14 protein-coding genes and 1 tRNA gene are annotated in these 19964 nt (G+C 67.7%); 3 read left to right on the top strand and 12 right to left on the bottom strand.

Features of this window, described 5'->3' with window-relative positions; genetic code table 11:
* Window position 1 precedes the first annotated feature (1 nt).
* The 4 genes from KHZ24_02270 to KHZ24_02255 form a co-directional block, all read right to left on the bottom strand.
* Window positions 2-1321, bottom strand: coding sequence for a Stp1/IreP family PP2C-type Ser/Thr phosphatase (locus KHZ24_02270; protein MBS5450027.1), 1320 nt, complete (start codon window positions 1319-1321; stop codon window positions 2-4).
* A gap of 797 nt (window positions 1322-2118) precedes the next feature.
* Complete coding sequence (locus KHZ24_02265; GenBank protein ID MBS5450026.1) at window positions 2119-2532, bottom strand: FHA domain-containing protein; 414 nt, start codon at window positions 2530-2532, stop codon at window positions 2119-2121.
* A 3-nt stretch (window positions 2533-2535) separates the two neighbouring features.
* On the bottom strand, window positions 2536-3450 hold the full coding sequence (locus tag KHZ24_02260; GenBank protein MBS5450025.1) for a DUF3662 domain-containing protein: 915 nt from the start codon (window positions 3448-3450) through the stop codon (window positions 2536-2538).
* A gap of 3 nt (window positions 3451-3453) precedes the next feature.
* The gene (locus tag KHZ24_02255; protein MBS5450024.1) at window positions 3454-5562 is read right to left on the bottom strand and encodes a serine/threonine protein kinase; all 2109 of its coding nucleotides are present in this window, start codon (window positions 5560-5562) and stop codon (window positions 3454-3456) included.
* A gap of 338 nt (window positions 5563-5900) precedes the next feature.
* Between KHZ24_02255 and KHZ24_02250 the strand changes: the two genes are divergently transcribed.
* Window positions 5901-6659 carry a hypothetical protein gene (locus KHZ24_02250; GenBank protein ID MBS5450023.1) on the top strand — a complete coding sequence of 253 codons (759 nt, stop codon included), beginning with the start codon at window positions 5901-5903 and terminating at the stop codon, window positions 6657-6659.
* A 123-nt stretch (window positions 6660-6782) separates the two neighbouring features.
* A tRNA-Leu gene (locus tag KHZ24_02245) sits at window positions 6783-6869 on the top strand.
* Between the two features lie 658 nt (window positions 6870-7527).
* On the opposite strand, the gene KHZ24_02240 is transcribed toward KHZ24_02245, so the two are convergent.
* The 3 genes from KHZ24_02240 to KHZ24_02230 form a co-directional block, all read right to left on the bottom strand.
* The gene (locus tag KHZ24_02240; GenBank protein ID MBS5450022.1) at window positions 7528-8190 is read right to left on the bottom strand and encodes an HAD family phosphatase; all 663 of its coding nucleotides are present in this window, start codon (window positions 8188-8190) and stop codon (window positions 7528-7530) included.
* A 379-nt stretch (window positions 8191-8569) separates the two neighbouring features.
* Window positions 8570-9049 (bottom strand): helix-turn-helix domain-containing protein, encoded by a 480-nt coding sequence (locus KHZ24_02235; protein ID MBS5450021.1) that lies wholly within the window; start codon window positions 9047-9049, stop codon window positions 8570-8572.
* A gap of 213 nt (window positions 9050-9262) precedes the next feature.
* Window positions 9263-10924 carry an FAD-binding protein gene (locus KHZ24_02230; protein ID MBS5450020.1) on the bottom strand — a complete coding sequence of 554 codons (1662 nt, stop codon included), beginning with the start codon at window positions 10922-10924 and terminating at the stop codon, window positions 9263-9265.
* A gap of 443 nt (window positions 10925-11367) precedes the next feature.
* On the opposite strand from KHZ24_02230, the gene KHZ24_02225 reads away from it, so the two are divergent.
* A complete protein-coding gene (locus tag KHZ24_02225; protein MBS5450019.1) occupies window positions 11368-12825 on the top strand; it encodes a helix-turn-helix transcriptional regulator in 1458 nt (485 codons plus the stop codon).
* 104 nt (window positions 12826-12929) lie between these two features.
* Here KHZ24_02225 and KHZ24_02220 read toward each other — a convergent pair whose 3' ends face one another.
* The 5 genes from KHZ24_02220 to KHZ24_02200 all read right to left on the bottom strand — a co-directional run bounded on the left by KHZ24_02220 (window position 12930) and on the right by KHZ24_02200 (window position 19659).
* Entirely contained in the window at window positions 12930-14444 is a 1515-nt protein-coding gene (locus tag KHZ24_02220) for an aldehyde dehydrogenase family protein (GenBank protein MBS5450018.1), read from the bottom strand.
* A 287-nt stretch (window positions 14445-14731) separates the two neighbouring features.
* The gene (locus KHZ24_02215; GenBank protein ID MBS5450017.1) at window positions 14732-16039 is read right to left on the bottom strand and encodes a hypothetical protein; all 1308 of its coding nucleotides are present in this window, start codon (window positions 16037-16039) and stop codon (window positions 14732-14734) included.
* On the bottom strand, window positions 16039-17541 hold the full coding sequence (locus tag KHZ24_02210; protein MBS5450016.1) for an ABC transporter substrate-binding protein: 1503 nt from the start codon (window positions 17539-17541) through the stop codon (window positions 16039-16041). Before KHZ24_02210 ends, KHZ24_02215 begins: the two co-directional genes overlap by 1 nt.
* A 67-nt stretch (window positions 17542-17608) precedes the next feature.
* Window positions 17609-19177 carry a DUF1667 domain-containing protein gene (locus tag KHZ24_02205; protein MBS5450015.1) on the bottom strand — a complete coding sequence of 523 codons (1569 nt, stop codon included), beginning with the start codon at window positions 19175-19177 and terminating at the stop codon, window positions 17609-17611.
* Window positions 19174-19659, bottom strand: a complete 486-nt coding sequence (locus KHZ24_02200) for a (2Fe-2S)-binding protein (GenBank protein MBS5450014.1) — start codon at window positions 19657-19659, stop codon at window positions 19174-19176. Before KHZ24_02200 ends, KHZ24_02205 begins: the two co-directional genes overlap by 4 nt.
* Window positions 19660-19964 lie beyond the last annotated feature (305 nt).

Below are 19964 nucleotides of genomic sequence, written 5' to 3'. Positions count from 1 at the left end.
GCTAGGCGTCCTGGCCGGCGTTAGCCGGGCCGTCCGAGGGGGCCTGTGCCTGGTCGGGCTCGGCCTGCGACGGCATGAGCTCTGCGGCGTTGACGACGTTGTCCTCGGACGAGGAGGTGTCGTCGGCCTGGGAGCTCGCGATGGGGCCCACGACGACGCCGTCGCTCTCGTTGGCGGCGAGCTGTGCGCGGTAGCGCTCGAGCACGGCGCGCGCAGCGTCTTCCGAGCCGAACGATATGCCGCGGCTCAGGCGCTCCTCGACCGTCTCGGACAGCTGGGAGGTGCGGATGTTTGTCTGCTCGATCTCTTCGGACAGCGTGACGAGCGGGTAGTCGCCCGGTATGCCCTTGTAGAGCGTGACATAGCCGTCCCGGTCTGTGAGGTACCACGTGTGGTCGGCGTAGACCATGATGCCCACCAGGATGGCGACGAGCACGGCCACGACGGCGACGAGCCACAGCGCGACGTTGCGTATGCGGTTGAGCAGGGCATGACGCTCGATGCCGTCGTCTTTGACGTCGATGACGATGACGGTGACGTTGTCGAGGCCACCGGCTCCCAGGGCGAGGTCGACGAGACGGTCGGCGCAGGCCTGTGGGGCCGGCGAGGTGACCATGGCCTCTTCGATGACGTCGTCGGAGATCATGGACGACAGGCCGTCGGAGCACAGCAGGATGCGGTCGCCCAACGTGACGTCGACAAGGAACGAGTCGGCGTGCATTGAGCGCTCGCTGCCCAGCGCGCGCGTGATGATGGAGCGGCTCGGGTGGACGCGCGCCTCCTCGGGCGTGATCTCGCCGGCTTCGACGAGCTCCTCCACGAACGAGTGGTCGTGCGTGACGCGCAGCAGCTTGCCCTCGTGCAGCAGGTAGGCGCGTGAGTCGCCCACGTGGCCGACGGCCATACGCGTTCCGTCGATGACGACAGCCGTGCACGTCGTGCCCATGCCGGGGCGGCCGATGCCCTCGTCGACGCCGTCGAGCACGGCGATGTTTGCCGCTTCGATGGCGGCGCCCAGCGCGTCGGGGTCGGGCTTCGTGAGGCCGGCCTCCGCCAGCGACGAGACAGCTATCGTGCTCGCGACCTCGCCCGCCGCATGGCCGCCCATGCCGTCGGCGACGGCGAACAGCGGGAAGTTGACGAGGTAGGAGTCCTCATTGTGCTCGCGAACGCGGCCGACGTCCGTGCGCGAGCCCCACGCAAGGGCGCCCGTGGATCGCGCGGCGCCCGACAGGCGCGTCGAGGCGGACACGCTGTCGCGCGACGTCGGCTTGACGGGGGCGAACGGCATGGTTTGCGAGGGGTTGCCCGCCGTCGCCATGGCCGCCACCTCTATGTGGTCAAGCTCGTCGGGCGATGGGGCGGGGTTCCCGGCGTTGCCCGCGTACTGCGACATGTCGAGCGGAAGGGTGTCGTCTCCGTCGTCGGAAGCCGGCTCGGGCGTCAGCGTCTGGTGCGTGACGCGGTGCACGATGGGCGTGCCAGCTCGGGGAGCGTCGGCGTCCAGCCGGATCTCGGCTGTGAGCGCCTCCTCAGACGGAGCCTCGACCTCGCCGACGCCCGCGTCACTTGCGAGCGCGGCCAGGGCGTCTTGCTCGTCGTTGGCGTCGTCCGCGCCGGTGTTGCCTGCGGCGGGTGTGGCGTCGGCGGCCGCAGCCGCCGCGGCGGGCTGGGCCTCGGGCTCGGGCTCGGCTGCCGGGGCGTCATCAGGGCGCGCAGGTGCGGCAGGGGGCTCGGCGTCGGATGGCGCTGCCGGGGCGTTGTCTGACGTGCTCGCCGGGGATGTTGGGACGGGGCTCGCGTCTGCGGGTGTCGCCGGGGCGGCGTGAGCTGCGGGAGCGGGGGCCGAGCTGGCAGGTTCCGCCGGGCTCGCGGGGGTCACGGAGCCCTGCGGTGTAGGCGCTGCCAGGTGGACGGCCGGCAGGGGGCCGGAGTCGTCAAGCAGACGCAGACGCTCGTAGTCGGACAGGTATGCGGCGGCATCCGACGGTGTTACCGCGTCATCGGATGCCGGGATTGGATATGCGTGCTGGGGAGCGGGAACGGGACCGGCGCTCTGGGTTTCGTCATCGCGCGGGGCGAAGTGCCGCGGCGTGTGGCGGGTGTCCGATGTGTCGCTCATTGTCGCGTCACCCTCATCACGGCGTCGCCTATCTGGACGAGGTCGCCGTCATGGAGCACGGTGGGCCCCACGATGGCGTGCCCGTTGGCGAGCGTGCCGTTCATCGAGTTGAGGTCCTCGGCCACGAGGGCTGGACCCTGCGGAGAGAAGCGCGCATGGCGCCCCGAGACATAGGCGCCGGGCAGCACGATGTCCGCGCCTGGTGATCGGCCCACGACGATGGGGCCGAGGATGTCCACGTGCTCGCCTTTGACCTCATTGGGCCCGTCGATGATGTCGACGCTCCACACGGCTGCGTCGCTGCGCTGCCCCTTCACGAGGCCGACGCCCGTCTTCATGATGGCAAACAGGAACACGAAGAGCAGGACGACGAGCAGCACGCGCCCGATGAAGAGCACGACGGCGGGCATGGGTTACAGCTCCCTGAACTGGAGCTCGACGAGGCCGAGGGTTATGACGTCGCCCGAGTGCAGCACCTGCGACGTGACGCGCTGGCCGTTGACGCGCGTGCCATTCGTCGAGCCGAGGTCGGCGATCGTCCAGCCGGCGTCCGCGCGGGCGAGCTCGGCGTGGCGGCGGCTAACGTTGCTGTCGGCGAGCACGAGGTCGGCCGAGGCCTCCTCGCGGCCGATGACGGTGGATCCGGTGCTGATGCGCCACGTGCGACCCGTGCTGGTATCCGTAAGCTGGCATGCTGCCGAGGGGCCGGATGCGGGCACAGGCAGGGGCGCCATACCGGCAGGAGCGTTGCCACCTACGACGGGGGCGCCTGCCATGCGCATGGTTCGGGCCTGCGCTTGGGTGGGGTTTGCGGGGATGGCCGGGATCGCGGGCTGGGCGCCATGCAGGGGCGCGGCCTGCTGCGGAACGGCGGGCGCTGCTGCCACGGGGCGCGCGGTGCCGCCGGCTGCGCTGACGTGCTGCTCAGCGTAGGCCGATTCCTCGATGCGGATCTCCTCGAGGACGTCGGGCGTCACGACCTCGGCGATGACGTCGGCCTTGCCCGGCTTGATGTTCGGCTCGGCGATGAAGCGCACGATGGGTTCGCCCGTGAGCTCGAGGCCGTCGGCCTGCGCCTCGTGGGCGAGGAAGTCGACGAGCTCGTTGGTGACATCCTGGTAGAGCGCGGCCATGGCCTGATCGTCACCCGGGTTCACGAGCACGGTGTAGAGCGTCGGAGCCAGGTGGCGTCCGTCGATCTTGACCGCGTTGCGCTTCATCTCGTGCACGGCCGACTTGGCCAGCTTCTTGAAGGGAAGCGGGGCAAGCATGCGGTTGCCTTCGAACAGCTGCTGCATGCGACCCTCGAGGATGTCGAAGAAACTCATGGGCTAGAGGTCCTCTCTGGCTAAATCGTCATCGGGCGCGACGGCTTCCTCGGTGAACAGGGAGCGCGGCGTGCCCAGCAAAGCAACGACAATATATGCAAGTATAGAAGAGGCGATGATGCTAACAACCTCCTGAGCTGCGGGAGCGGCCCATAACCCGCCATTTTCCATACGCGAAATAACGAGCTGAAACAATATCAGGATGGCTGACGACGACAGGATTCCCAGGTAGCAGCGGGTCTTGCCGCCCTGGGCGCACAGGCCTGCGCCAGCGGCAGCCGCGGCGGCCCAGCCCGCTCCGCGCACCCATGTGAGGGGGTCGGAGAGCAGGGCGATCAGCGCGCTCGTGGCCTGTGCGGGGCTTGTGGCCGCCAGGCTTGCGAGGCTGGTGGCGCTCAGGCTCGAGGTGCCGGCGAGTGCGGCGATCGTGAGGCCGACGGTGAGAGCGAACGCCGCCGAAGCCGCGGCGCGTGCGGGGGTGAGCAACAGGGCAGCGAGAACGGGGGGCAGTGGGCTGGCGAGCTGCGCCCCGATGGCGCCGGCGAGTGGGGTGCCCGTGCCGAGGGGCTCGCGGCGCACGACGAACAGCCACCACGCGATGCCAAGCGCGAGCACGGCGACGGCGAGCGCCCACTGGCGCAGCGCGAGGCAGCCTACGACGAGGGAAGCGACGGCGAGGGCGCCGGCGAGCTGGGGGGCAGCCGTGCCGACGACGAAGACGACGAGGCCGACGACGAGGGCGGTCGTGGTGCCGGCGGGCAAGGGGGAGGCGCTGGCTGGGACGGGGTTCGTGCTGGCGGGGGTGGCGTCCGCGCCTGCGGCGGGGGCGGTTGCCTGACTGGTGGCGGAGGCTGCCGCAACGATGGGATCTGAGCTGGTGGTCGTGCTGGTGGGGCCCGCGTCGGTACCAGCGGGCGCGCCGACGCAGGCGAGCGCCACGAGGGCCGCGACCCAGCCTGCCGCGAAGCCCGCCAGGCCGCGCATGAGCCAGCTGGCGAGGCGGGGGTGGGAACGGCCGAGAGGGCCGAGCTCGTCGTCGTATGCGCCGGGTTCGGCGGGGACGCCCCCCTCGTCATCGGCGGGCTCCGCCTCGTCGCACGTGACGTCGGCGACGAGGGCGGCGAGCGACTGCCTGCCAGCGCGGAGGCTTCCCAGGCCGGCGAGCAGCTCGTCTGCGAAGGCGCGCACGCTCGTGGGGCGTACTTCCGGGTCGGGATCGAGGGCGGTGAGCAGGGCGTCTGCCGCTTGGGGGGTGACGTCCTCGTTCAGGGCGCACGGATCGGCAAGCTGCCCGCAGACGAGCTCGAGCGACTTTTTGACGCTGGGTGCCGCGAAGGGCCGCGTGCCGGTGAGCGCCTCGTACATGACGGCGGCGAAGGCGAACACGTCGGTGCGCACGTCGACCTGGCCGGCTTGGAGCTGTTCGGGTGGCATGTAGCCGATCGTGCCACCGACGGCGTTGCTGTAGCCGGTGGCCGTCGAGAGCGTCGCCATGCCGAAGTCGGCCAGACGCACGCGCCCTGAGGCGTCGATGAGGATGTTGTCGGGCTTGATGTCGAGGTGAAGCACGCCGTTTTCGTGGGCGAAGGCCAGCGCGTCGCCCACGGCATCTGCGACGGCGGCGGCCTCGTCGGGGGTGAGCAGGCCGTCGTCGGTCGCGTCGAGCAGCTCGGCGAGGCTCGCGCCCTCGACGCACTCCATGATGATGTAGGCGTTGTCGGCGTCGGCCTCGAAGTCGAGCATCGAGACAATGTTGGGGTGGGGGAGCACACTTGCCGTGCGCGTCTCGGCGAGGGCAGCGCGCAGCAGGGCGTCTGCCCGGGCCTGCTCGGCGTCTCCTGGATCCGAGGGGCTTGTCGGCATGCCTTTCCTTGCTTTGCCCGACGGCCCTGCGGAGGGGGTGGCGGGGTGCAGGGGGATGACCTTGATGGCGACGCGGCGCATGAGGCGAGGATCCCAGCAGACCGACACTGTGCCGAAGCCCCCCTTGCCGCGCTCCTCGAGCACGCGATAGCGGCCGAGCACGAGGCTGGCGGCGTCTGCCTGCGGGTCGAAGGCGTCGGCGTCGGGGGCGGGGTATGCGGGGCGGGCGGCGGCCCGAGCTGCGGACATGGCGATGGGCCTTTCTTGCCGGGGACGAGCTTCCGGTCATTGTACCCCGCGAGCAAGTTGCTCCCGCGGGCCGGGGTCGCTTCCGAGCTGCAGGCTGCTCCCAGGCCGCGTCCTCCCCGCCGTCGAGTGCGGGCTGACTCGCGTTGCTTAATCTTCGCATGGGGAACATGAAAGATAAAACCGCAGGAAAACTGATCCTTTTTTGGACTAGCTACGAAAACACATGCGAGTTAGCCCGCATTCGATGAAGCGTAGGCGGGCCGGTGGCCGCGGGAGCCGGCCGGCACGGGGGCGCCACGGTCGCATGCTATAGTCGGCAGGCGAAGGAGGCGATTCATATGGTGTACAAGGTGCTCTCCATTATCACGAGCATTCTGCTGAGTGTCGTGGTTGTGCTCGGTGTCGTATCCGCGGTATACACGCTCGGAAGCGCGGCGGTGCGCGAGGGGTTCGGCGAGCTCAGCGCGTCGTTCGAGGGCGGTGTCGACGCGATAAAGGCCGCGATTGACGATCTGGTGAACACCTCGCCTCTCGTTAGCGGTGCGGCTGAGGCGACGTCCGGCTCGGGCGCGGGTCTCAGCCTGCCTGACTTGAGCGGACTGTTCGGGGCAGGGAGCGGAGGCCAAACGACTGCCTCCAGCTTTGCCGATCCCGAGCAGGGCGCGGCGTACCAAACGTGGAAGGATGCCGTAGCTGCGCCAGTACAGCGAGTGTTTGCTGGTACGGACGTCGATGCAACGATGATCGAGGGCGTTTCCGGCGGTAGCCGCACGGCAACGGACATGCTGACGGCGCTCGACGACACGACGTTGGCGACGGTCAGTGCCAACGCGACGAATCTGCGCGCGACGGCCCTGGCGAACGCGCCGTCGTCGATATTGCCGTCGGGAGCCCGGCAAAGTATGAACGACGCGAACGAGAGCTGCGCCGAGTTCTGCGACCAGGTGGGCCAGCTTGTCGAAGATGTTCGCGCGTTCAAGTCGGGTGACATGCTTGCAGTGGGGCGCCTGTACTCGACGGCCGGCGCCGCGAAGGCTGCGCTTGACGCTATGGATGCTGCGATGCTTCAGGCGGAGCAGGCCTTGGGCGTGGCGTAGGTTGGCTCGTCGGGGTATTCGTGCGCGTATTAGGGGCAAGTTTGTGTTCTTCTCTCCATATTTCGGGTTATTTGTGCCTGTTCCTGGACAGGGTGACGACGTCGTAGTAAATTCTTGTCTCACGCGGGCGTGGCGGAATTGGCAGACGCGCATGGTTCAGGTCCATGTGGGGGCAACCCCATGAAGGTTCAAGTCCTTTCGCCCGCACCACCTGAGACGAAGACGTCTCCGCAGGTAAACGGCTTACAGCCGAAAGCCTGCGGAGACGTTTTTTGTTGTGCGGGTTCGACTTGGGGGAAGATGGGGGGATTCCATCTCTCGCCCAAAATCCTGGCCACATTCTGCGGTTATGCCAGGTTTTGCAAAAGACGGCCCCGGAAATGGGCGCAGATTTCGGATGTGCGAGGTTTGCGCGGCTTTTTCACGCCCGGGATAAGACGGGCTCGGAGCAGGCAGCTCTCCTGCCTGCGGTTTTCCTGGTTGCTCACGGATGCGTGTTGAAAAGCTGCCCCGCAAACCTTGCATAACCGTGAATCGGGGACAATTCCGGCGCTCGATTTTGCAAAACCTGGCACAAACGAAAAAGCTGACCTTGTCGGGCGGCCTTGCAGGACGGCCGGGTCCTGCCGGGTGGGCGGCCCCTGCGGGTCGGGCGGCCTTGCGGGATGGTCGGGCCTGCAGGATGGGCGGGCCTTGCGGGGTAGGCGGCCCCTGCCGAGCGGGCCTGCCGGGAGAGCGACCTTGTCGGGCGGCCTCGCGGGATGGCCGGGCCCTGCAGGATGGGCGGTCACTGCCGAGCGGGCCTCTTAGGGCCGGGCGGCAGGGGTCGCTTTGCGGGGATGGCCCCTGCGGACGCCGGCGCTCCCCTCTACAGCTCGCGCTCCCACTCCTGCAGGTAGGGGAGGATGTCGCGTAGATCGGTGCTGCGGGCGGAGAAGCGGGCCTGCGCCTTGACGACGTTGCTGGCGTTGAAGGCGATCGGGCACCCAACGAACCCGAAGAGCGGCAGGTCGGAACGCCCGTCGCCCACAGCCGCACACGCCCGGGGCTCGATGTAGAGCTTCTCGCACAGCCCTTGTGCATAGACGAGCTTGTCGTCTGCGTCAAACAGGTGCGCGACGCGGCCCGAGAACATGCCCGCCCGCTCCTCGAGCTCTGGCCCGCAGCATCCCTCGAAGCCAAAGCGCTCTGCCAGGTAGTTGCCCACGAAGTTCCACGCCAGCGATGAGACGTACGGTGCCAGGCCGTGACGGCGGCACCAGTCGGTGACCTCCTCGATGCCGTCCATGAGCGGCATGTCGTCGAGCCAGGCGCGCACCTCTTCGGGCTTGTGGCGCTTCCAGGCTGCGGCGTCGATGCGGTAGAACTCCGCCTTGTCGATCTCCTCGCGCTCAAGGGCGGCCTCGGCCTCGAGCATCTGCTTGCGGTTGCCCAGCTTTTGCGCCAGATAGCGACTCGAGCTGACGCCGCGCACGAGCGCGCTGTCCACGTCGAAGAACACGAGGCCGATCGTGTAGTCCATGAGCGACATCTGGGATGAACCGCCTTTCCGGGGCCAATGAGACTCGTAACTCGCTCTCGTTTGCGCCTTTCGCGTTCGCCTGCTCGCGCGTTTTGTCGCTCGACGGCGAGATTGCGGCCAGAAAACGAGGTCGTGAACGCCTGCATTCTCCCGACAGGCCGGATTCCGTGTCCAGCGGTATGAACCTGCTAGAGAAACTGCGGGTCAGGAGGCCGCCATGTGCCCTATCCGACTCCGCAGGTATTCACGAGCTCGATTTTAGGTCAGCCTCGCCCCATTTTTCTGCAGGTTTGCTAGAGCCGCCCGGCAAAAGGCTCGAAACAAAGAAGCGCGCCGCCCTCCCGCTAGAAGGGGCGACGCGCTTCCTTCGAATCGACGGGTGCTTCCCTTACCAGGGATACGTCCCCTTCTTCGCGTAGGCGAGCAGCTTTCCGTCGAGCTTGATGATGACGCGGTGGTTGCCCTCGTCGTCGGTTATGACGTCGCAGTCCAGCCCGAAGTCGATGGCGCTCATGATGGCATTGCCACCCTGCTCGTGGATGATGCTCTTGATCGCTGGCCCGTACGTGTCGATGACCTCGTGCAGGCGGTAGAGGATCGGGTCGGTGTTGCCCTTGTAGGGATGCTCGGAGAGGAACAGCGTCGCGGACTCGGGCACGCCCAGGGCCTCGGCGAGCTTGGCGCAATACTCCTCGGGCACGTACTGCTGTCCGTCGAAAGCCGAGGCCAGCCACACTTTGTTGACGCCCACCTTGTCGGCGAGCTCTTGCCAGGTGTAGCCCTTGGCCTTCTTGGCGTCCTTGAGCGCTTGGAGCTCCTCGCCATGCTGGAGATGGGTCAGATAGTCGGCGTTGTTCATCGGTGTCATGCTCATGAAGACGACCCCCTTGCACACGTGGATGGCGCTGTCGCCCGTATCGATCCGGGTAGGGCAGCCAACAACGCGCTCACCATAGTCTTCTCCTAGGAGAAAGGCCGCGCCCCCGACCTCGTCGTAACCGATGCGACACCAAATCGTATCGGGGCGGCAAGGAAGGGGGCGCGGCCAGAGGGGGTCGTGCGAACGCCTGGGGAAGGCGGGTTACTTCGCGGCCTCTTCCTCGTCAACGAGGACGGCGGGCTCGGTTGCGCTCTCGAACTCGCCCTTGGCGCGCAGGGCGGCGTTTCGACCGGCGACGCGACCGAAGATCATCGTCTCGCCGAGGTTGCCGCCGCCGTTGTACATGTCGGGGAAGATGGAGCCGAACTCGCCACCGCTGAACAGGCCCTCGATGGGCATGTTCTTCGTGTCGAGGATCTGCGCCTTGGCGTTGTGGCGCGCACCGCCCTGCGTGTTGAGCAGCGTGGGGCACAGCTCGAGCGCATAGAACGGGCCCGTCTTCACGGCCTCGGTGCACTCGCGGCCGAAGTCGTCGGTCTCGCCGGCCTCGACGTGGGCGTTGTACTTGGCCAGCGCGTCGTCGAGCTCGCCGTTAGCGTTGAAGTTCGGCGCCTTGCCGGTGGCGCGGATGGCCTCGGCCAGCTCCTCGATCGTCTCGCCGGACAGGATGGCGCCCGAGGCGATCTCGTCGGCGTTGCCCTCGGAGAAGCCGGTGGCCAGCGGGTCGGCGATGTGGTCGGCGTCAACGATGAGGTAGGCGGGCATGGGCATGGGCGTCATGTTCCAGGCGCCGCCGAAGCTCACGCGGCCGTGACGCGACTGGGACGCCTCGTTCATGAAGCGGCCGCCGACGGGCCCGACGTAGATGCCGCGCTTGCCGCCGGACACGCTCACGGCCGTCGCAGCGCCCTCGGCGTGATAGCCGAAGCCCAGGCCGGAGAGGTTGGACATGTGCCACATCTGGGCGCCCACGCCCTGGCACATCTTGATGCCGTCGCCCTCGTTGTAGGCGCCGGCGCGAGGATACAGATAGGGGAGCTGCGCAAAGCTCGAGATCATGGCCGGGTTGCTCTCGAAGCCGCCCGTGCACATGCAGACGCCGCCCTTGGCCGCGACGCGAACCTCCGCACCGTCCTTCTCGATGACGACGCCGGCGATGGAGCCGTCCTCGTTCTGGATGAGCTCCTTGCCGGGGGCGGCGTACCACACGGTCAGGTTGTCGCCCGAGCGCTTCTGGACGTTCTCGACGAGCGTGTTGTAGTAGGACATATCAAACTCGGTGGCGTTGAACAGGATGTTCAGGCTCGCCTCGTTGCCCTCGAGCTCGGGGAACTCGTTCCACATCGGCACCCAGCCGCCGCGGCCCATGTGCCACGCGTCCTCCTTGTAGACCCACGTGGGGTGGTTGGGCGTGCCGATGCCGGACTCCTCCTCGGGGCAGGCCTTGGCCGGGTCGATGCCCAGGACGTTGACGCTCCAGTCCCAGTTCTGCGCGGCCTCGTCGGCGTATGCGCGCAGGCACTCGGCGTCGTAGTTCTTGTAGTTGCCCATGAGGCCGGTGAGGTAGGCGTAGAACGCGTCGGCATCGTCGGTGGACAGGATGTTCTGGCCGGCGAAGCGGGTGTTGCCGCTGATCTCACCCTCGGGGGCCTTCTCGCACAGCAGGACCTTGGCGCCCTCCTCGTAGGCGGCGATGGCGGCGACCATGCCGGCGGCGCCCATGCCCAGGACGACGACGTCGTACTCCTCGTCGAAGCTTGCGGCCTCGTCGGCCAGCGCGGTGCCGGCAACGCCGAGCGCGCCCATCGTCGCGGCGCCGAGTGCCGCACCCTTGACCATCTGCCTGCGCGTGATCGTAGCCATGGTGATACCCCTTTCGAGTGTCGCGCCTCGCCCCCACCGCGGACGCCCGCACGTCTTGGCGGGTAATCCCCCGATGCGATGCTGGGGAGGCTGCGGGCGCATTCCCTTACGATGTGCCCGCCTTGCGTGTGGTGCGTGCGGGAGCCTGCTCGTGGGCGGGGCGTCAGGCCCCAGGCCGCGTTGGCTCGCCGCGTGATCTCAACGGTAGGCTGGCGGCGTTGCGCCATCCCCCATAATTCGCGGGATTTGTGGGAGGCGCCGCGTCGCCGCAATGCTATAAAACAAGGTATTGCATTCGTTATCCCAGCTCAGGACCAAGTTTGTACGGGGGATCAAGGATGAGGGAAACGGGCGTGGGCGAGGTGGACGAGCCGGATAGCACGGGCCGCGAGAGGCGTGTGGTCGGCGGGAGTTCCGCGGTGTCCGCGCGCGCTCCGATGCGTATGGCAGCAGCAGTCGCTGCGTTTATGGGCGCGGCTCTGTACTGGCCGTTGCTGCGCCGCAATGCGCTGTTCTACAGCCTGGCGGGACACGATGCGACGACGGGGGAGTCCGTCGCATGGTATAGCGTCTACTTGGCGTGCGCGCTTCTCGTCGTGGTGGGGAGTCGCGCGCTTGCGACGCGCAGGGCGCGACCGGCAGGCCCGCGCGTCGCCGCGCCCCTGCTCGCCGTGTTTTGCGCACAGGCTGCTCTGAAGATTATCGAGGTGCTGGCATCTCTCGGAAGCGCGCTCGGGTTCGTCGTGTCCCTGGTCGACACGACGCTCTACGCCGTCGTGTTCGTGCTGCTGACCTATCTGTGGGCGGCGTGGTACGTGTCGATGCGCTCGCGCACGGCGGCGCTCGTGGCCCTGGGCTCGTTCATCGTGAGCCTGGCGACGCGCATGGTGATGTTCCTTCCCGATCCGGCAGGGCTCGTCGTAAATGCTTGCCTGCCGCTGGTGAGCCTTGTGTGCTGGCTCGCAGCCGCGCGCGGGATGGCGGTGCCCCTGACGTCGGGGGACGCTCCTGACTCGGTGAGTTTTCGGCGTCCTCTGCCCGTCCGTCTCATCGCCGTACTTGCGATCTGTCTCGTCCTGGGCGGTGTTGTGCGCGGCTTCGTGTCGGGCTATGTGAACGGCGCGCCCCTCGCTCCTGCCATGAGCACGCAAGACGCCCTGTCCGTGGCGTTTGCGGCTCTACTGTTTGCCTATACGTTCTTTCGCTCGTCGAGCCGGGCGGCTTTGCAGGGCATCTGGCCTGCGGCGACCATCGTGTTCTTTGCGGGTCTGCTCCTGCTGTCCGGGACGGGCTGGGGGCCGAACGACCTGGGCTCGCAGGTCGTGATCATCGGGCGAACCTGCCTTGACCTGCTGCTGTGGATCGTGCTTGTCGACGTGGCGCGCGACGGGCGTATGTCGATCGTGGGCGCGTTCGGCGCGGTGTTCGTCGTGGTGGACGCCGTGTCGTCGCTGCTGGGTTACGTCATGGTGCCGCTCGTGCTCAACGCGCTGGGTATCGAGCCGGCCGGCCTCGTGCCCGTCCTCTCGAGCGGTGTCGCGTTCACGCTCATCGTGGCGTCCGTGCTGTTCTTCGGGCATTCGTTTGGGGCCGAGGAGCTGGGGGAGGGAGATGCCCCCGTTCACCTCTCTGGAGAGGCGGGAACTGCGGAGGTTGCTGGCGTTGCGGGTGAGGCAGCCGAGCGAGGCGGGTCGGAAGGCGCGCACGGCCTCGGGCGATTCGGGCTGTCGGAGCGCGAGCTGGCCGTGGCGGGGCTGCTGGCAGACGGCAACAGCCAGCGCAAGATCGCCGAGCTGCTCAGCATATCGATGGGTACGGTGCAGTCGCACGTCAAGAGCATCTACCGCAAGCTCGATATCCACTCGCGCCAGGAGCTCATCGACATGACGCGCGGCAGGTGACGCGGGCCCGCGTCCGCGATGGGGCGCTTGCATAAAAGGGCACGGGGTGGCCCCGGAGTCGATCCCCGAAGCCACCCCGCGCGTCACGTGCCCTGGCTCGTCGCTTATTCTGCCGGGTAGAACCCGCTCGGCTCCTCATTCAGGTTGATCATCACGTTCTTCACCTGTGAGTAGCTGTCGAGCAGCATCTTGTGCGTCTCGCGCCCGATGCCCGACGCCTTGTAGCCGCCGAACGGCGCGCCCGACGGGATCTGGTTGTACGTGTTGACCCACATGCGTCCCGTGCGCACGCCGCGGGCCACGCGCAGCGCCCGGTTGATGTCGCGCGTCCACACGGCGCCGCCCAGGCCGTACTCGGAGTCGTTGGCCAGAGCGATGACCTCGTCCTCGGAGCTGAACTTCTGCACGACGGCCACGGGCCCGAATATCTCCTCCTGGCACACGGTGCACGAGTTGTTCGGCACCTCGATGAGCGTCGGTTCCATGAACGCGCCATCCCCGAGAGCATCGTCGGTGACGCGATGCCCGCCCGTCAGCACGCGGCCGCCTTCCTGCACTGCGATGTCGACGTACCCGAGGATCTTCTTGAGCTGGCGCTCGTCGATCTGCGAGCCCATCTGCGTGTCGTCTTCCCAGGGCAAGCCCACCTTGACCTTCTGGAACGCGGGCACGATGTCCTCGATGAACTTGTCGTAGACGTCCTCGTGCACGAAGATGCGGCTGCCGGCGCAGCATACCTGGCCCTGGTTGAACAGGATGCCGAGCTGTACGCCGTCGAGCACCATGTCCCACTTCGCGTCGGGGAAGATGATGTTGGCGCTCTTGCCGCCCAGTTCGAGCGTTGCGGGGATGAGCCGGTCGGCTGCGGCCTCGGCCACGGTGCGCCCGACCTCGGTGGAGCCGGTGAACGCGAGTTTGGAGAGGCGCTTGTTCTCGAGCAGATACTGGCCGGACTTCGAGCCCCTGCCCGTCACGACGTTGAACACGCCGGCGGGGATGATGTCCTGCGTGAGACGGGCGAGTTCGAGCACGGAGAGGCTCGTCGTCGAGGACGGCTTGAGCACGGTGCAGTCGCCGGCGGCCAGCACGGGCGCCAGCTTCCACGCCGCCATGAGGAACGGGAAGTTCCACGGCACGATCTGGCCGACGACGCCGATGGGCTCGCGCAGCACGAGCGAGAGCATGTTGCCAGGCAGCACGTCGGCCTCGCCCGTCTCGGCGAGTAGAGCCCCGGCGAAGTAGCGGAAGTGATCGGCCGCGAAGGCGACGTCGATGGCACGCGTCTCGCGGATGGGCTTGCCGTTGTCGTATGTCTCGATCTGAGCGAGTTCCTCGGCGTGCTCCTCGATGACGTCGGCGACGCGGGTGAGGATGCGGGCGCGCTCAGCCTTGTCCGTGGCGCCCCACGTTTCGAAGGCCTGCCAGGCCACGTCGACGGCGCGGTCGACGTCATCGCGTGTGGCGTCGGCGATTGCGGCGATCTTGGCGCCAGTTGCCGGCGTGAACACGTCGAGCGTGGCGCCGTCGGAGGCGTCGACCCACTGGCCGCCGATGTAGAGCTTGCCGGGGATGCGGTCGACGAGGGCCTGGGCGACAGGGTTGGATGCGAATGCGGTCATGGGGGGCCTCCTTCTGGGGTAGGACGCGCCGGTGCCGCGTGTGGAGAAGGCGGGCGGCGCGCCGCGATGATGGGAATGCGCGAGCTTGCCCCGCGCTCTGACCCCTGATATCCCCAAAAGTTAGCCTTGTGATCCTTAATTGATCGTTAAGACATTCCTTTCTTATAACAATCACAGGTGAGAAGAAATTATGTTAGAGAGATTATAATTTGTATATACAATGTCTTATTTTCTCTCATGAGGAATAGACTCGCGTCGTATCGGGGATACACCTTGATTGGCGCGTCTTACCAGTCGGGCGCTTGGGTGTCGGCAGGCCGGCTCGGGGCGCCAAGGGAGGGGCCTTCGTCGTGAGAGCCGGGCTTGGCGAGGCAGGAGAACCCGTTCGCCGTCCAGCGACGATGCAGGCAACCCATGCACCCCGCAGCTTCGGTGCCAGTTCGAATTTCTCGCTCTTCCGGGTCGTTGTCGGGCTCGAATAGCGGGCAGTCGAGCCCAAGTCGCTCGTCGATGTTCGAGGCAGCCATGTCGTCGAGGCCGGCTTTCTCGAGAGGGAAGGCGATCCCATTCTCGACGCGGCACATGAATGAGAGCTTCGAGTGGGCGAGGACGGGCTTTGCGCGCTTGACGAGGCTGACGGGCACCTCTCTCGGCAGCGGCGATCCGCTGCGGTCGATGACGTCGACGGGGCCTCCGACGAGGGGTTCAAGCGCCTCGATTACGAGCAGGGCGGGCAGCGTTGCTGCCGATGCCCCCGTCATGGCGGGGGCGGAGTGCGAATGGGCGGCTGCCTGGGCACCTTTTTGGCGCCCGTCTACGTTGCTCTGGGAGATTGGCGTTGCGCACAGCTCGGCCAGGTTCCACATGCCGCGGAAGTGCCCGTCGTTTCCGGCGAGGCGCAGGGCGGCCCCGGCAAGGGCGCCGATGACACCGTCCCCGGTCCCTCCGTATTCGCGCAGGAGGATGGCGTCGGAGGCTGCGGCAATGGCGTAGGCCTCCTCTTTCGTGCATGGGCGACGCTTGGCGGCCTGGCCGAATGCCAAGAAGTCTTCGACGCCCAGGGCGGTGGGCCCCTCGGCCGGACAGGCGGCCGCGGAGTCCATCGCATCCATGTCTGTCCCTGGCGCTTCAAGCGCGGGGGATGGAATCGCTGACGTCAGGCGATCTCGACACACGAGGCACATCCCGGGGTCGGAGCCCTCGACGCTCATTGTGCGGATAATGCTCTCGGCCTGGGGGATGAACCGCTCGTATGAGCTCCTTGGCATCAGTGCCTCAAAGCACATCGCCGAATTGTGCGAGGTATAGGGGACGCCCGGGGCGAGAAGGAGCTGGTGGCGTGTAATGCCGAGCATGACGCGCCCGCCGAGGGAGGGCAGCAGACGAGCGATCTCCTCGGCGACTGCACCGGTCGACGTCGTCGCTGACAGGTCGTCGGTGTCGTCGACACAGCAGATTACGCGCAGGGCATCGGCGGGGTCGGGACGGGCCGATTGGTCGAACAGGAGGCTGTCGCGTCCCCCTCCCCTCTTGGCGCCACCCGCCGCGCTCCTTCTCCCGCAGTTGCGAGGACTATCGCCACCGGGCAATGTCATTAGTTTCCGCCTCCGTTGCCGTTCCCGCCGCCATTGCCACCGCCGGAGCCGTTGCCCCCGCCATTACCACCACCGGAGCCGTTACCGCGCCCCGATCCGTTTCCGCCACCGGAGCCGTTCCCGCCTCCGTTGCCCGAGCCGTTCCCGCCGCCGGAACCATCGCCCCGTCCGCCGCCAGACCCGTTGCTACCACCCGAGCCGTTGCCTCCTCCGTTCCCGGAGCCGTTACCACCACCCGAGCCGTTACCGCCTCCGTTGCCGCCGCCGGACCCGTTACCGCGCCCGCCGCCGGAGCCGTTCCCGCCGCCATTACCACTCCCGTTGCCGCTTCCGTTCCCGCCGCCTCCCGAGCGGATGCCCTGGCCGGAGATCATCTGCTGATAGAGGGCGTCATCAACCGTTACGCCCAGGTACTTCGCGTAGTAGTCGGTCACGACGGCCTGCAGGTCGACGTCGGCGAACAGGTCGGGGTAGACGGTGCACCCGAGCCAGAGCATGCCAAGGCTCGTCTCGGCACTTCCGCGCTGGCCCCAGCGCGTCGCCCCCGTCGGGATGACGTGGACCTCGCCCCGGGACACGGCGCCCAGGCCGGCCCACGCGTCGGAAGAGAGAATCTCCTGGGCAGCCTCCGCCTCGTTGCAAACGATGAGGTCCGGCTCCCAGATATAGAGCTGCTCGATCGTCGTGGTGTAATCCCCGTTCGACCCCGAGGGCTCGTCGGCAGAGACGTCGAGGCACCCCGCCCTCGTGATCCAGTCGACGCCCAGCGATTCGTTGCCGTCGGTGAGCAGCGGGTCATTGATGCTGTGGTAGACGCTTGCGCGCTCGTCTTGTGCGAGGCCGGCGACGCGCCCCTCGACATCAGAGGCAACCTGGGCATAGAACGTCGCAAGATCCTGGGCGCGCTGCTGAGCGTCTCCGCCACACGCCTCACCGACGAGTCGAATGGCGTCAAGCTGCTCGTCGACCGTGGCATAGCCCACGATGACATAGGGGATGTTCACACGGTCGAGCTGGGCCTTCTCGTCGTCGTTCATGGCGTCGCGGACGATGGCGAGGTCGCATCCACGTGCGACGAGGTCCTCGGCGTTGACCGAGCCTCCCGAGTACGTGGTGGCGTCGGAGAGTCCCGGATAGATTGTCTGCAGGATCTTGTCCGAGACGACGCCTCCCGGGAGCCCGAGGATGCGCTCGGCAACCCCGATCATGACGGCGACTTCTCCCGAGAACGAGTCGAGGATGGCGATGCGCTGTGCCTCGGCGGGGACGCTGACCGTGCGTCCGCGGTAGTCGGTGAGCTCGCGTGCCTGCTTGTCGAGCTGGCTTGACGAGGCCTCGGCTGCGCGCGCCAGGCCGCCGATGCCAAGCCCCGTGACCGCCATGGCGGCGGCGAACTTGACCAGGCTTCGACGCGTCAGGCGGGCAGCTGGGATGCCGTCGCTCGCGCATCCCCCGATGCCCACGGAGCTTCCGACGATTTCTCTCGATTGCGTGATGCTCATTGTCCATCCTTTCTGTATGACCAGCGAATGGGGTTTGGTGCTTCCGGGGCGGTGGGCCTCGCGTTTGTCATGCGCCCGACGGCCCGCTTTCAGGACGGGACGGCACCTCGTCTGCAGCGGCTGTCGCCACGAGGTCGACTCCGCTGCCCGCCACGTCCGCCCTCACGACGTCCCCGATGTGTACGGGGGCGTGCGCTCGGATGCGCCGGCACGCCCGGGCGATGGGAAGCAGAAGTTCGCGCGGTACGTCCTGCGCGGTGCGTACGGACAGAAGCGGTCGGTTCGATCCCATGAGCCGCACTGTCCCGGTGAACGTGCGCAGCGGGTTTGTCAGCTCCCTCAGGGCCTCCCGGTGCCCTCGTGGGCAGCCGGCGCCTGCGAGCACCTGAGCCTCTTCGCCCGCCGTCGCCGGGCGGACGTCGATGACGCAGCCTCGGGGGCAGGCCGTGCAGGGAACATGGACTATGCCGGGGCTGGGGCGGGGGCCCGTTTCTCCAGGCTGGGAAAGGGGACGCCCCTCGCTCTCTTCAAGGTAGGTTCCAGCGCGTCCCGTGGGGTCGGGGATGTCCATAAGGGCAGCGCGGCCGTCGGCCTCTGGCAGCAGATGGGCAAGCTGCGCGTCGGAGAGGGCACCGGGCGTACCGCCTTCCGATGTCCGGGCAGCTTCGGGCCGCGCGTGCACGGCGGCACGCACCCCGGCGAGCAGGGCCTGCTGCGTCACCTGGTCGACGAGGTCGCGCGGGCCGGCGGCGTTGCCGCACAGGAACACGCCCTCGCGATCGCTGTCGCCCAAGGCGTCCAGCACCTCGGTCTCGGGGATCAGGCCACAGGCGAGCAGCAGCGTGTTGCAGCGGACGTAGCGCCGCCGGGCGAGGTCGAGGCTGCCGTCCTCTCTCATGGGGGCGATGGAGACACCGCTGAGCCGGCCGGATCCGTGGATGCGGGCGATGCCCCAGCCGGGAAGCACGGGCACGCCAAAGTCCTGGGCGCAGCGGATCTGGTTGCGTAACAACCCCGTGAGGGCTTGTCCGAGCACGAGGCGCACCTGCGCCCCCTCCAGCGTGAGCCTGCGCGCCATGATGAGGCCGATGTCGCCGGCCCCAAGGATGACTGCCTTGTCTCCGGGCAGCTGGTTCTCGACGTTGACCATGCGCTGGGCAGACCCCGCCGTCAGGACGCCGGCAGGACGCGTCCCGGGGATGAGCAGCTGGCCGCGCGTGCGCTCGCGACACCCCGTCGCCACCACCACGCTGCGCGCGACAAGACGCACGTGGCCGCCGAGCGCCTGGCCCACCGCCTCCACGCACAGCCTTCCGTCGCCAAGGCGGCTGACGCCGACGCAGAGGGAGCGCAGGGCGATGCGGGCGCCCGCGTCGCGCGCCCGGGCCTCCCAGAGGGCGGCGTATTCCGGGCCGGTGAGAGAGCGCCGACAGAGGTGCAGGCCAAAGCCGTCGTGGACGCACTGGGTGAGAATGCCTCCCGGGGCGTCGTCTCGTTCGAGGACGAGCACGTCGCGTGCCCCCGCCTCCCTTGCGGCAACCGCTGCGGCGAGCCCCGCCGGGCCTGCGCCGATGACGACGACATCGATTGCGTCCATGCTTGCGTCTGTGGCCATGGCGGCCTCCTCCGCCCTCATCGCTTGACCTTTCGAGAGGACAGCGATGCGCCGCCCTCTCCCCAGGGGACCTGTTCGGCAGGGACGCCCAGCTCGTCGGCCATGATGGCCAGGACGCGAGGCAGACAGAAGCCGCCCTGGCAGCGGCCCATTCCGCAGCGCAGCCTGCGGCGCATGCCGGCGATGGTCGAGGGCGGCAGTGGCCCGCGCATGACGGCCCTCACGTCTCCTTCGGTCACGAGCTCGCAACGGCATATGACGTGGTCGAACGACGGGTCTTCTCGCGCGAGGCGGGCCTGCTCCTCCTCGCTACGGGAGAGAAAGGGTACGTAGCGCGTCCTTTGGGGGAGCCAGCCCGTGCGTTCGCGTGCGACGAGGCCTTCCTCGCGCAAGAGGGCGACTGCGCGCTTGGCGAGGGCGGGGGAGGCCGTGAGCCCCGGATTCTTGATGCCCAGCGCGCTCACGAAGCCGGGGGCAGACGTGCGCACGATGAAGTCTTTGATCTCTTTGCTGACGTTGGTGATGTTGGTGCGCACACCGGCAAACCCCGTGATGACGCGCCTCGTATCGAGAGAGGGGATGAGATGGCGAGCTACGGAGAGGACGTGGGCGAAGCCCTCGGGCGAGGCACCTGTATCTGAGAACGAGCGCACGTTGCGTGACGTCGGGCCGGCGAGCAGATTGCCGGAGACGGTGGGAGCGAGCAGCACCCCTCCCTCGTCATGCTCTCCTGCCTGGTAGATGACGTGGCGAATCGCCGTCTTGGGCACCTGCTTGTCGAACACGACGAAGTCTCCGGCGCGAGGGC

The organism is Coriobacteriia bacterium (genome assembly GCA_018368455.1).
Classification (GTDB): Bacteria; Actinomycetota; Coriobacteriia; order Coriobacteriales; family UMGS124; genus JAGZEG01.
Note: the sequence above shows the minus strand (reverse complement) of the source record. Positions and strands in the feature narration are given on the sequence as shown.

Excerpts from the sequence above, each read along its gene's own strand:
- KHZ24_02225 (MBS5450019.1), top strand. The coding sequence starts at position 11,368 with ATGGCAGCAGCAGTCGCTGCGTTTATGGGCGCGGCTCTGTACTGGCCG.
- KHZ24_02240 (MBS5450022.1), bottom strand. The coding sequence starts at position 8,190 with ATGTCGCTCATGGACTACACGATCGGCCTCGTGTTCTTCGACGTGGAC.
- KHZ24_02255 (MBS5450024.1), bottom strand. The coding sequence starts at position 5,562 with ATGTCCGCAGCTCGGGCCGCCGCCCGCCCCGCATACCCCGCCCCCGAC.
- KHZ24_02215 (MBS5450017.1), bottom strand. The coding sequence starts at position 16,039 with ATGACATTGCCCGGTGGCGATAGTCCTCGCAACTGCGGGAGAAGGAGC.
- KHZ24_02260 (MBS5450025.1), bottom strand. The coding sequence starts at position 3,450 with ATGAGTTTCTTCGACATCCTCGAGGGTCGCATGCAGCAGCTGTTCGAA.
- KHZ24_02220 (MBS5450018.1), bottom strand. The coding sequence starts at position 14,444 with ATGACCGCATTCGCATCCAACCCTGTCGCCCAGGCCCTCGTCGACCGC.
- KHZ24_02210 (MBS5450016.1), bottom strand. The coding sequence starts at position 17,541 with ATGAGCATCACGCAATCGAGAGAAATCGTCGGAAGCTCCGTGGGCATC.
- KHZ24_02250 (MBS5450023.1), top strand. The coding sequence starts at position 5,901 with ATGGTGTACAAGGTGCTCTCCATTATCACGAGCATTCTGCTGAGTGTC.
- KHZ24_02235 (MBS5450021.1), bottom strand. The coding sequence starts at position 9,049 with ATGACACCGATGAACAACGCCGACTATCTGACCCATCTCCAGCATGGC.
- KHZ24_02270 (MBS5450027.1), bottom strand. The coding sequence starts at position 1,321 with ATGGCGACGGCGGGCAACCCCTCGCAAACCATGCCGTTCGCCCCCGTC.
- KHZ24_02205 (MBS5450015.1), bottom strand. The coding sequence starts at position 19,177 with ATGAGGGCGGAGGAGGCCGCCATGGCCACAGACGCAAGCATGGACGCA.
- KHZ24_02230 (MBS5450020.1), bottom strand. The coding sequence starts at position 10,924 with ATGGCTACGATCACGCGCAGGCAGATGGTCAAGGGTGCGGCACTCGGC.
- KHZ24_02265 (MBS5450026.1), bottom strand. The coding sequence starts at position 2,532 with ATGCCCGCCGTCGTGCTCTTCATCGGGCGCGTGCTGCTCGTCGTCCTG.